Origin of the sequence: Frankia alni ACN14a (genome assembly GCF_000058485.1) — a bacterium.
Lineage (GTDB): Bacteria > Actinomycetota > Actinomycetes > Frankiales > Frankiaceae > Frankia > Frankia alni.
On the sequence record NC_008278.1, the window covers coordinates 4541272 to 4552947 of the forward strand.

Below are 11676 nucleotides of genomic sequence, written 5' to 3' on the forward strand. Positions count from 1 at the left end.
GGACCGGCGTCGGCTGGCATGGCTAGGCTGACCGCGTGGCAGCCAGGGGATCCCCGACTCGCCACCGCGACCGGCACGCGTTCCGGCAGCGGGGGCTACTGCTGGCGGCCGGGGTGGTCACAGCGATCGTCGCTGTTGTCGCAGTCGCCCTGATCGCCTCCGGCGGCGGCGGCGCGAACGCCGAGGCGTCGCACGACCACGCGACCGCCTCCTCGCCCAGGCCGCCCTCGCACCTGCCGGCGGGCCCGGCCTCCGCTCAGGGCGACGACCCGCAGCCGGCCGTGGACGTCTACGCCCACGCGCATGGCGGGATGCTGAGCCCGGTCGTGAAGGACGATCCGGCGCTCGTCTACGTGCCGAACCTCGCCGACGGCACCGTCAGCGTCATCGACCAGCAGTCCCTGCGCGTGGTGGCCTCCTACCGCACGGGACGCGCCCCGCAGCACGTGGTCCCGTCCTGGGATCTGCGGACACTGTGGGTGAACAACAACCTCGGAAACAGCCTGTCACCGATCGACCCGCGGACCGGGCGGCTCGCCGGCCCGGCCGTGCCGGTCGCGGACCCCTACAACCTGTACTTCACCCCCGACGGCACGAACGCGATGGTCATCGCCGAGGCGATCCACCGCATCGACTTCCGCGACCCGCACACCTTCGCCCTGCGCCACAGCCTCGACGTGGGCAGCCTGTGCGCGGGCGTGAACCACGTCGACTTCTCCCCGGACGGCACCTACGCGATCGCCACCTGCGAGTTCGCCGGCCGGCTCGTCAAGATCGATCTCGTGCACCAGAGCGTCCTGGGTTACCTCGACCTCGGGCGCAGCGCCGCCCCCCAGGACATCAAGATCGAGCCGGCGGGCCGGATCTGGTACGTCGCCGACATGAACGCAGGCGGTGTCGACCTCATCGACGGCGACGCCTTCACCAAAATCGGCTTCGTCCCGACCGGGCCGGAGGCCCATGGGATGTACCCCAGCCGCGACGGCCGCTACCTCTACGTCGCCAACCGGGGCGGCATGATGACCTCCGACATGGTCCCGTTCCCCCACCACGGCGACCAGGGCTCCGTGTCCGTGATCTCCTTCGCCACCAGGAAGATCGTCGCCACCTGGCCCATCCCCGGCGGTGGCACCCCCGACATGGGCAACGTCAACGCCGACGGGACCCGGCTGTGGCTGTCCGGGCGGCGCAGCAATGTCGTGTACGTGTTCGACACCGGCGGCCAGGGCGGAGCGGACCCGACGACCGGCCGGCTGCTGACCGAGATCCCCGTCGGCCACGAGCCGCACGGGCTCGCCGTCTGGCCACAACCCGGGCGCTACTCCCTCGGCCACACCGGAATCATGCGCTGACGTCCCCGACCCGCCGGGACGCCCGGCTGCCGGACGCGGCCCGCGACTTCGTCTCCGCCACGGCCGCCAGGGACTAGGTTGTTGATGTACCAACAATCGCGCGACCGGCGAACCCCCACCGGTTCGGCGACATCCCGGTGCGGGTCGCCGAACCGGTCCGGCCACAGGAGGCACCCATGAGCGACCAGCAGGTACGGATGATCGTCCTGTCGACGGACGATCTCGAGGAATCGATCAAGTTCTACACCGAGACCCTCGGCTTCCCGCTGAAGTTCCGCGACGGCGCCCACTACGCGGCTCTCGACGGTGGCTCGGTGACCCTCGCCCTGGCCACCGCCGTCGATCACCCCATCCACGGCCAGGTCGTCGTGGGCATCAAGACCGACGACGTCGACGGCGCGGCCAAGGCGATCGAGGACAACGGCGGCGCCATCGTGAAGGGCCCGTACGACGACGCCCACGAGCGCCGCGCCGTGGTGTACGACAACAAGGGCAACGGCCTGGTCTTCTACAAGCCGCTCCCCCGCTGACGCACCCGTGATCCGCTCCCGCGCGGGCCAGGCATCGGCCGGCACGGGAGCGGATCACACCGACCGACGGCGGGGGCTGCGGTCGACCCCACGATGGTTCGCGTCCTCGTCGCTAGAGACGAGCAAGATCAATCTTGACCGGGAAAGGCGCGACGGCGTCGACGACGCCCGTGAAGACCTCACCGTCACGGTAGGCCCCGGTTGCCGGGTCGAGGACGTAGGTGTGGACGACCGGGACACCGGCGGGAGGCTGCTCGACCCTCCAGTAGTACGAGATCCCCGCCCTGGCGTACTGCTCGGCCTTGACGATCCGGTCGGTCGTCTCCGAACCCGGCGAGATCACCTCGGCGACGAGCAGAATGTGCTCGGGACGCGCCGGCATGATGTCGATCGTGTCAGCCCGATACAGGACGACGTCCGGACGCCGATTCGTCAACGGCACGTCCTGAAGCCGAACATCGAAGTCGAAGTCCGCGTTCCAGTCCGGCCCGGCCGCGGCCTCCAGCGCCACCGCGAGAATCTTGATCAGGCGATTGTGCCGCTTGGACGCGCTGGGACTCACGACGACCATCCCGTCCACGATCTCGATGCCCGCGCGCTGCTCCTCGGACCAGGAGTCGTACTGCTCCGCCGTGACCTGCTCGTGCATCCACGCGGGAGCGATCATCTCCGCGGTGATGACACACCTCCCTCAGAAGGCCCGACAGGCCTGATCCCTGCGAACCAGCGTAGCGCGGTCACCTGCCGGTGTCGGGCTGCAGTACGCGTCGGCGATGACGGATTCCCGGCGGGCAGGTCTCGGCGCTACGCGGCGGGCGCGGGGGCGCCGAGGTCGGCGAGCAGGGTCTCGAGGACCGACTCCTCGTGGATGGCGACCCCGCAGGCGATCATGGATGCGGCGAGCTCCGGATCCCAGACCGCCTCCACCGGCTCGCCGCGCAGGGCCAGTGCCGGAGCTGCACGGCGCTGGGACTCCCCGACCGCCCGTTCGTAGTCGTCCGCGGACATGCGCCACGGCTCGGCGCCGAACCGGGTGGCGACGCGGTTCGCGAGCGCGACCCCCGGCCAGTCGAAGTCGCCGTGGTAGCTCAGCCGCGCGCCGGTGTCCCGCAGGCGTCCGAGCAGGTCGAGCACGACCGTCGACGGGTTGCCCGCCGTGCACACCAGCGCCACGTCGGTCAGCCCGGCCGACGCGGCGGCCTCCACCACCCGCGGGTTCTCGCAGACGCGGACAAGCGCGCCCGCCGCCCGGCTGCCCCCCGTGCCGGCGAGCGTGCCCCACTCGACGACGGCGACCTCGCGCAGCGTCAGATGGGTCTCCTGGCCGTGGTCGGCCCGCTCCACGAGGCCGCGTTCCCGCCAGCCCGTACCGGCCGGCCGCAGGCCCTAGGTGAGAACCGTGGAGGACACCTCGTCGACGACGACCCCTGCGGACCGCCACAGCGCGCGACGGGCGGGCGCGTCCCGGGTGGCCGACGCGGGATCCTCGCCGGCGGCCGTCGCGATCCCACGCAGGACGAGCCGGGCGAGGACGGTGCCGTCGTCGAGCCCGTGGGCGGTGCCGGTCACCTGCTGGGCGAGCTCGCCGCGACCGACGACCCGCTGCTCGGTCCCCGCGCGTCGCACGACCACGGCCAACGCCGTGACGGCCTGGGCGAGCAGGTCCGAGGCGCCCTGCGGGCCAAGGCGGGTCAGGCTTCCGGTCTGGCGGACGGCGTTGAGCCACCGGTGGGGCCACTCCTCGTCGCTGAGCGCGCCGGCGGCCTGCCCCGCGTCGACCCAGACCTCGTCCCAGGCATCGCGGCTGGCCCGCCGGGCACCGGCGCGGTCCTGCACCGGCTGACCGAGCGCGGTGAGCACGCCGACGACGCCGCGCGCCGCGGCCGAGGCACGAAGCCGGGCGTCCAGCAGGTCGAGGCGGATCGCCGCCGCACCGTCGCGCAGCGGGACGGTGCCGCCCAGCAGCTGGCCGAACGCCTCGCGTTCCTCGACGGTGACGTTGCCCAGCCGCAGGATGCCCCGGGCCTGCAGTCCGTTCGCCTCCAGCCGCCGGCGGGCGGAGTCCCACAGCCGGCTCAGCGCCGGCTGCCCGAGCCAGCCGGCGGTCGCCGCGGGCAGCGACGCAGTCAGCGCGTTTTGCGGTGCGGCCGCGACAGGTCGTGGCGCGGTCACGGCGCGACCAGGTGGATGCGGTGGCCGTTCCACTCGTAGTGGAGCGTGGCGACGCCACGGACCAGGGGATCGCGCAGGCACTCGTAGATGTGCAGGCTGGGCACTGCCGGGGCGTTACCCCACAGGCGTTCGCTGGTCAGGATGAAGTCGAGATCGAGGTCGACGAGCAGTTCGAGCAGCTTCGCGTGGGTCGGCTCGTCGACCTTCGCGAACGCGTCGTCGAGCAGGATCATGCGCGGGACCCGCGGCTCGTTCTGGGCGAGCGAGGTGAAGTGCGCGGCCGCCGCGGCGAACAGGACCAGGTAGGACACGACGCGCTGCTCGCCCTGGCTCAGGCCGGTGCGGGGGCCGAGCCGGCGTTCCCGTCCGAAGGCGTCGGTCACCCGCACGTCGAAGGCATGCCAGTCCCGGTAGTCGAGGGCCTTGCGCAGGTGCGCCGCGTAGCCCGCGGACGGGTCCGCGGCCCGTTCGGCTTCGATCAGCCGCTGGAGCGCGCCTCGAGGCCGGCCCGCTCCGCGGCGTTGACGCCGTCGGCGAAGTCGACGAGCAGGTAGAGGGGCGCACCCGTGCCCGGGGCCCGGTCGTGAGCGCAGTACCGGGAGCGGGGCGGGGCGGGGCCGGGTCGGCCTGCGCGAGCACCGCGCGCTGCCGGTCACGGGTCTCGCCGAGCTCCCGCTCCCGGTCGCGGACCGTGCTGACCGCGGCGTCGCGCGCGTTGTCGACCATGCGGACGACATCCGCGAGGAGCTCGTCGGCGAGGCGTTCCACCTGGTTCGGAAGGTCGCGGGTGGCCTCGGCCCTCTCCGCGCGCACCTCGGCCGTGCCGACCGCCTCGTCGGCCGCGTCGGCCTTCGCCCGCGCCACCCCCACGGCCCGCAGCTCGTCACGCAGAGTCGCCGCGGCACGGAGGCGGGCCCTGACGGCGAGCCGCACGTCCCGAAGCCGGCGCTCGAGATCGTCCGCGCCCGCGCGCACGACGGCGACGTCGACCCTCGACACCTCCGGGGTCAGGCCCTCGACCGGGGACCGCGGCGCCGGTCCCAGTAGCGCCGCGTCGATGCCGGTCCTCGGGGTTCCCCAGCGTCGGACAGCGTGTGGGGTGCTGAACTGCCGTGCAGGGGACTTCGCATAATGGCTGGCTGTGACCACTGCCCGTTCTTCTGCTGACGCCGCGCGTCAGGCGGTGGTGGAGGGGGTGCTGGAGCGGATCACCTTCGTCAGCGAGGAGACCGGCTACACCATCGCCCGGCTGGCCACCGAGCGGTCCGGTCCGGACCTGCTGACGGTGGTCGGCCCACTGCTGGGTGCGCAGATCGGGGAGAGTCTGCGGCTGACCGGGCAGTGGGGTAGCCATCCCCGGTACGGCAGGCAGTTCCAGGTGCACTCGTACACCACGGTGCTGCCCGCGACGATCCAGGGCATTCGCCGCTACCTGGGCTCGGGGCTGATCAAGGGGATCGGGCCGGCGATGGCCGAGCGGATGGTCGCGCATTTCGACACCGACATCCTGCGGATCATCGAGGAGGAGCCGGCCCGGCTGATCGAGGTCCGCGGGCTGGGACCCAAACGCACCAAGAAGATCGCCGATGCCTGGGAGGAACAGAAGGCGATCAAGGAGGTGATGGTGTTCCTGCAGGGAGTGGGGGTGTCCACCTCCCTCGCGGTGAAGATCTACAAGAAGTACGGCGACCAGTCCATCGGCGTCGTGCGCACACAGCCCTACCGGCTCGCCACCGACGTGTGGGGAATCGGGTTCCGGACCGCCGACACCATCGCCCAGGCGGTCGGTATCCCCCACGACAGCCCCGAACGGATCAAGGCCGGCCTGCAGTACACCCTCTCGCAGGCCGCCGACGACGGGCACTGCTTCCTGCCCGCCCCGAACCTGATCACCGATGCGGCGAAGATCCTCGAGGTCGAGCGGGAACTGATCGGCCCGTGCCTGGACCAGCTCGCCGCCGACGAGGGTGTGATCCGCGAAGGCGTCCCCGCCGGGGACGCCACCGTCCCGGCGGTCTACCTGGTGCCGTTCCACCGCGCGGAGACGTCCCTCGCCGGCGGGCTGCTGACGCTGCTCACCTGCGCCGAGGAGCGGTTGGCGTCGTTCGCGGACGTGGACTGGGACAGGGCGCTGGGCTGGCTGCGGGGCCGGACCGGTCAGGACCTCGCCGACGAGCAGGCGGAGGCGGTCAGGCTCGCGCTCACCCGCAAGGTGGCGGTGCTCACCGGCGGGCCGGGCTGCGGCAAGAGCTTCACCGTCCGGTCGGTGGTGGAACTCGCCCGGGCCCGCAAGGCCCGCGTGGTGCTGGTCGCGCCGACCGGGCGGGCCGCCAAACGGCTGGCGGAACTCACCGGCCACGAGGCCTCCACCGTCCACCGGCTGCTGGAGCTGCAACCCGGCGGCGACCCCAGATACGACCGGGACAACCCGCTCGACGCCGATCTGGTGGTCGTCGACGAATCCTCGATGATGGACGTCATCCTGGCCAACAAGCTGGTCAAGGCGGTCCCGCCGGGGGCGCATCTGCTGCTGGTCGGTGACGTGGACCAGCTTCCCTCCGTCGGCGCCGGGGAGATCCTGCGCGATCTGCTCGCCGCCGACGCGATCCCCAGGGTCCGGCTGACCAGGATCTTCCGGCAGGCCCAGCAGTCCGGCATCGTCGTCAACGCCCACCGGATCAACGCCGGAACACCCCCGCAGCTGACCGGTTTCAGCGACTTCTTCTGGTTCACCTGCGAGCCGGCCGACGACTCCGGCCTGCATCCGGCGGAGGAGACCGCGAAGATGGTGGTGGACATCGTCGCCCGCCGGATCCCGCAACGTTTCGGGCTCGATCCCCGCCGCGACGTGCAGGTGCTGGCGCCGATGCACCGCGGGCCCGCCGGAGCCGGAAACCTCAACCTGCTCCTGCAGGAGGCCCTCACCCCGGCCCGCGAAGGCGCACCCGAGCGCCGCTACGGCGGGCGGGTGTTCCGCGTCGGCGACAAGGTCACCCAGCTGCGCAACAACTACGACAAGGGTAAGGCCGGGGTGTTCAACGGCACCGTCGGCGTCGTCACCGCCATCAACACCGAGGACCAGACGCTGACCATGCTCTCCGACGAGGACGAGAGCCTCGTCTACGACTTCTCCGAACTCGACGAACTCGCCCACGCCTACGCCGTCAGCATCCACCGCTCCCAGGGCAGCGAATACCCCGCCGTCGTCCTTCCCCTCACCACCTCCTCCTGGATGATGCTGCAACGCAACCTGCTCTACACCGGCGTCACCCGCGCCAAGAAGCTCGTCGTCCTGGTGGGCTCCCGCAGGGCGCTCGCGGCCGCGGTCCGCACCCCGGGCGCCGGGCGTCGCCACACCGCCCTCACCCACCGCATCGCCCCGTCGGTCGAGCCTGCGGCGCCGCGGACCTGAGGTACGACGTTCGGCTGGCACCCGCCACGGCTGGGCCGGCCGATCACCGGCCGTCTGGCCGCGCCGGTCAGCCGGCCAGCTCCGCGCGCTCCCCCAGGTCGGCCAGTTCGGCCAGTTCGGCCAGCCACAGGTCCGGCAGTGTCTCGTGGCGGGGGACGCTCTCGCTCGCCGTGAAGGTGGCACGGGCCTGCTCGCCGTAGCCGAACAGGCCCACGGTGAGGTGCTGGCGGCCGACGAACAGCGGAGGCAGCCCGACCAGTCCGGTGACCGGCCGCCCCGCGACGGCCAGCCGGCCGCGCAGGCTCCCCGGGTTGGAGGCGACGAGGGCGACCTCGCGGGTGCGCGAGCCCGAGCTCGCGACGTGAGCGAGGAAACGCTGCGAGGCACCGGGCGACAGCTCGGCGAGGGCCAGGTGATGACGCTCGACCACCCCCAGGCCACCACCCCGCTTCAACCGGCGCGTGCGCGCGGCGACGCGGGCGAGCCGCCGGCCGGGATCCGGTTCGCCGCAGGGCAGGGGGACGCGGACCCCGGTGGTGAAGTTCGACAGCAGGTCCTGCTCGGCACTGGTCCGGATGCTGACGGGCATCAGCGCGTGGATGGGTCGACGGGTTCGGCCCCATTCCGGCAGCGACCACTGCCGCAGCGCGCCGGCGAGGGCCGCGAGAAACACGTCGTTGACCGTGACCGCCTGCCGGCGGGCGATCCGGCGCAGCGTGTCGAGTTCCGTCGTCGCCCAGGTGTGGCGGGCGGGGCCGCGCGACGGTCCACCCCAGGCCGCCAGGGCCCGGGTGGGCGCCAACCCCTGCAGGTTGCGACCGGCCAGGCGCAGGTAGTCGCCCGCCCGGGGGGCGGGAAACGCCGACGGCAGGGCCAGACCCGCCTCGTCCCCCTCGCCGAACAGCAGCTGTAACGCCCGGTAGAGGGCGCCGCCGTCCTGGTGCACGTGACTGGCCCGGTAGAGCACCAGGGTGCCGGGAAGGCAGTGCCCGCGCAGGAGGTGGAGCATCCACGGCGGTCGAGCGAGGTCGACGGGCCGGGTGGCGAGCCGGTCGATCGTGCGACGCACGCCGTCGTCGCCCGACCCCTCCGGGACGGTGGTGACGGTCACGTGGTCGTCCACGTCGACGTCGCCACGCGAGGCCCACCGGGGCAGGGTCTGCGTGGCCTGCGACCCACGACCGCGGCGGTCCCCGGCAGCCGCCGCGGCAGGCGCCGCGGCGGCATGGAGTCGTTCGGACAGCCGTGGCGCCCCGCGCAGCCGGTCGGCGACGTGCGCCCGCAGTCCGGCGAGGTCCAACGGCGGGCCGCCGACATACAACAGCGCCCCGATGTCGAGGAACTCACCGGGGAAACGGCGGGTGAAGGCCAGATAGGCGTGATCCCCCATCGTCAACGACCGATCGTGCACGGAGCCATCATCCTGCACAGCGCCATCCCCTCCGCGGTCGGGCATTCCCGGGGAATCATCGCAGCAGCCCGCGTTCCCGCGCTCTCCTCAGTCGGGGTAGGGATTCCTCAGGACCATGGGCGTGCGGGCGATGTCCAGTGCCGGTTGGGGGAAGCGGGGGCCTGCCGTGTAGTAGCGGGCCCGGGTCCGACCGACCGGTTCCAGGACTCCGGCGGTGGTGAGGTCACGGAGATCTCGTTGCGCCTGCTGCAGGCTCAGGCCCTCGGCGTGTTCGTAGCGTGAGCGGCGGACGCGTCCGGCCATGGCCACGTCGTGCCGGGCGGTGACGACCCGCTCGTCCAGACCGGTGGTCTCCGCGAAGGCGGCGAGTGCGCCCCTACCCGTCCGGAGCGGTCGAGTCGGCCCTGGACGGTCTGCGCCTGCTGATGGTAGGCGGTCAGGTTGAAGCGGATCCAGCTGGAGACGTCCTGGTCGGGAAGGTACGTCGGGCCCCGGTCGGCGAGTTCGCGGTAGTACTCCCAGGCGGCAGCGAGGGCGGCCGCCGCCGCCGCGGTGTCGTCATGAGGTCATGGCGCAGGTGGCGGCCGTGGGCCGTGGCAGAGTCCGGGCATGCGCGAGCCACGCGACGTCGTCGACGACCTCGAACACCGGTCACACGTGCGGCCAGCCCGGACGAACGGGGTGGCTCAGCAGGATCGGCGGCCTCCGGCGGGCGAGGACCGGTTCGCGGGCTACGGGGTCATGGGCCTTCCGTTCCGTTCCGGGCACGTCCTGGGTCTGCGCCGGTTTCCGGCGTCCTCGCTCGGCCCCGGCTACCGGTCGGTCTGGCATCGCGACCCCGCCGGCCGCTGGACCTTCTACCAGGACCAGCCCGCCGAGCTGGCCTGCACCCGCTACTTCGGCTCGGCCGTCGACGAGGTGCGCCAGGGCCCGATCCACCTCGACTGGACTGGTCCGCGGACATTCCGTGTCACCGCCGCCGACGGCGATCTCGACTGGACGGTGACGGTCGGGGCGACACCGGTGACCCGACTCTTCAGCACCCTGGGTTCCGCCCTGCCGGACCGCGCCTGGCGTTCCCGCCCGCTGCTCGGCGCCATGTCGCGGCTCGCCGGCGCCGCGCTCGGGGCGGGCCGGGTACGGCTGACCGGCCTCGCCCCGGACGGGCAGCAGTTCGCGGCCCATCCCCTGCGCCTGTGGGTCGTGACCGACAGCGCCGCGACGGTCCGCGGTGTACGTCTCGGCGAACCGGGGCCGATTCCCGCCCAGGCATTCCTTCGCGATTTCGCCATTCCGCAGCGCGGAGTCCTCGTCGTCGGGCGGGCGGTTTTCAGTGACCCAGGCGCTACCGTCGCGAGTCGCTGACTCGCTGGCTGGCAGTAGGCGGCGAGGAGAACTTGGCGGTGACGTGTGTCTGAAGGAGGAGACTTGAGTACGCCACTCGACACCTTCGAGATCCTGGTCGACCACGAGGCGGCGACCGACGGCCCGACTCTGCGGCTGGCACCGAACGCGACACTCGACGACGCGCTGGCTGCCGTCGCCGGGATCTTCGCGCACGAGACCAGGTTGGAAGCGATTCGGCTGGCCGTCGGCGGGCGTTCGATCGGCAGCACCTCCCGGTCGTACCTGCGCCTGTTGTTCGGATTAGGCGCACCCGGCGCGGGCTTCACCACGACGCGCGGCATCGGGGACAGCGACGGCGCGACACTTCCCGGTTCCTCGACCCGGTTTGTCGTGCTGCGGTACCTGTGCCCCACCGATGCCGCTCACCCGGCCGAGTTTCGCGTTGTCCATGACGACGGCAGCCCGCCCCGCTGCGTGGCCTGCGACGCGGCAATGGGACTCGCGACGTGACGCTCGGGGAAATTGCCCGGCCGGCCCAGGCACTGCTGTCGGGTCGGTTGCTGCTGGTGGGTTACGTACCCACGGCTGCCGGCGCGCTGGCCGTCCTGACGTTGGTGTGGGCAGGAGCCCCGGGCAGCCCGCCGTCGGCACACCGGGCCTGGCAGACCGCGACCGACGCCAGCGCAGGCGAGGTCGTGGTGGTCGGCATGGCGCTGCTGGTCGTCGCGCTACTCGCAGCGCCGCTGCAGTTGTCGATGGTGCGGGTCCTCGAAGGCGGTTGGCCCCGATGGCTGGGCCTCGACCTCGCGCGGCGCCGCCAGGTGCGCCGACGCCGCCAGTTGGCGACGTTGGCGGTGCCCACCGTGTCAGGAACGGCGACCGCACCGTCCGTCGAGGAGGTCCAGCGGGCCGGGGCGGTCGCCGTGCGGCTGCGGACCCACTATCCGAGCGCGGAGTATCTGGTCCGTGCTACCGCGCTCGGCAATGTTCTGGCGTCCATGGAGGACACCGCCGGACGCGAGTATGGATGGGACGCGGTCGTGGCCTGGCCTCGGCTCTATCCTTTGCTCGGCTCGGCGAACCGAGCGATCGTTGACGACCGGCGCGACGGCTTGGACGTGGCGGCCCGGCTGACCGTCACCTTCGCCGCCGTGGCAGCCGCCGCGGTCGGGTTGCTCGCCACAACCGGGTGGTGGTTGCTGATAGCGGCGGTGCCGCTGCTCGCCTCGGCTGCGGCCTACCGAGGCGCGGTGGCGGCGGCAGTCGCTTACGCCGATGCCGTGCGAGTCTGCTTCGACCTGCACCGCTTCGATCTCATCGCGGCCGTCCATCTTCCTTTGCCGGCGAATCGAGGCGAAGAGGTTGCGGTCAGTACCGCGCTGAGCGTGCAATGGCGGCAGAACGTCACGACAGCGGTGACGTACCAACACCCCTGACGATTCCCACAGCGGG

General features: G+C 72.2%; 12 protein-coding genes. 6 read left to right on the forward strand and 6 right to left on the reverse strand.

What is annotated here, in order from left to right:
- Positions 1-35 precede the first annotated feature (35 nt).
- Positions 36-1352 carry a YncE family protein gene (locus FRAAL_RS18265; RefSeq protein WP_011605306.1) on the forward strand — a complete coding sequence of 439 codons (1317 nt, stop codon included), beginning with the start codon at positions 36-38 and terminating at the stop codon, positions 1350-1352.
- Positions 1353-1528: 176 nt separating this feature from the next.
- Positions 1529-1882, forward strand: a complete 354-nt coding sequence (locus tag FRAAL_RS18270; RefSeq protein ID WP_041939463.1) for a VOC family protein — start codon at positions 1529-1531, stop codon at positions 1880-1882.
- Between the two features lie 112 nt (positions 1883-1994).
- On the opposite strand, the gene FRAAL_RS18275 is transcribed toward FRAAL_RS18270, so the two are convergent.
- From FRAAL_RS18275 to FRAAL_RS35610, 4 genes are all read right to left on the reverse strand, one after another.
- Positions 1995-2549 (reverse strand): Uma2 family endonuclease, encoded by a 555-nt coding sequence (locus FRAAL_RS18275; protein ID WP_011605308.1) that lies wholly within the window; start codon positions 2547-2549, stop codon positions 1995-1997.
- A 137-nt stretch (positions 2550-2686) separates the two neighbouring features.
- A complete protein-coding gene (locus FRAAL_RS34275) occupies positions 2687-3226 on the reverse strand; it encodes a DUF2399 domain-containing protein (RefSeq protein WP_011605309.1) in 540 nt (179 codons plus the stop codon).
- Between the two features lie 42 nt (positions 3227-3268).
- Positions 3269-4054 carry a TIGR02679 domain-containing protein gene (locus FRAAL_RS34280; RefSeq protein WP_011605310.1) on the reverse strand — a complete coding sequence of 262 codons (786 nt, stop codon included), beginning with the start codon at positions 4052-4054 and terminating at the stop codon, positions 3269-3271.
- Positions 4051-4791: an SbcC/MukB-like Walker B domain-containing protein gene (locus tag FRAAL_RS35610; protein ID WP_083866836.1), complete on the reverse strand. Its 741-nt coding sequence runs from the start codon at positions 4789-4791 to the stop codon at positions 4051-4053. Before FRAAL_RS35610 ends, FRAAL_RS34280 begins: the two co-directional genes overlap by 4 nt.
- 404 nt (positions 4792-5195) lie before the next feature.
- On the opposite strand from FRAAL_RS35610, the gene recD2 reads away from it, so the two are divergent.
- A complete protein-coding gene (gene recD2 / locus FRAAL_RS18290) occupies positions 5196-7466 on the forward strand; it encodes an SF1B family DNA helicase RecD2 (protein ID WP_011605313.1) in 2271 nt (756 codons plus the stop codon).
- A gap of 67 nt (positions 7467-7533) precedes the next feature.
- Here the strand turns inward: recD2 and FRAAL_RS18295 are convergent, their stop codons facing one another.
- Positions 7534-8856, reverse strand: coding sequence for a wax ester/triacylglycerol synthase domain-containing protein (locus FRAAL_RS18295; RefSeq protein WP_231861715.1), 1323 nt, complete (start codon positions 8854-8856; stop codon positions 7534-7536).
- 108 nt (positions 8857-8964) lie between these two features.
- Positions 8965-9180 carry a hypothetical protein gene (locus FRAAL_RS36415; RefSeq protein ID WP_231861071.1) on the reverse strand — a complete coding sequence of 72 codons (216 nt, stop codon included), beginning with the start codon at positions 9178-9180 and terminating at the stop codon, positions 8965-8967.
- A 306-nt stretch (positions 9181-9486) separates the two neighbouring features.
- Here FRAAL_RS36415 and FRAAL_RS18305 point away from each other — a divergent pair, with 306 nt between their 5' ends.
- From FRAAL_RS18305 to FRAAL_RS18315, 3 genes are all read left to right on the forward strand, one after another.
- Positions 9487-10242, forward strand: a complete 756-nt coding sequence (locus FRAAL_RS18305; protein WP_083866837.1) for a hypothetical protein — start codon at positions 9487-9489, stop codon at positions 10240-10242.
- A 63-nt stretch (positions 10243-10305) separates the two neighbouring features.
- Complete coding sequence (locus FRAAL_RS18310; protein ID WP_041939465.1) at positions 10306-10734, forward strand: hypothetical protein; 429 nt, start codon at positions 10306-10308, stop codon at positions 10732-10734.
- Positions 10731-11660 (forward strand): hypothetical protein, encoded by a 930-nt coding sequence (locus FRAAL_RS18315; RefSeq protein WP_011605318.1) that lies wholly within the window; start codon positions 10731-10733, stop codon positions 11658-11660. Before FRAAL_RS18310 ends, FRAAL_RS18315 begins: the two co-directional genes overlap by 4 nt.
- Positions 11661-11676 lie beyond the last annotated feature (16 nt).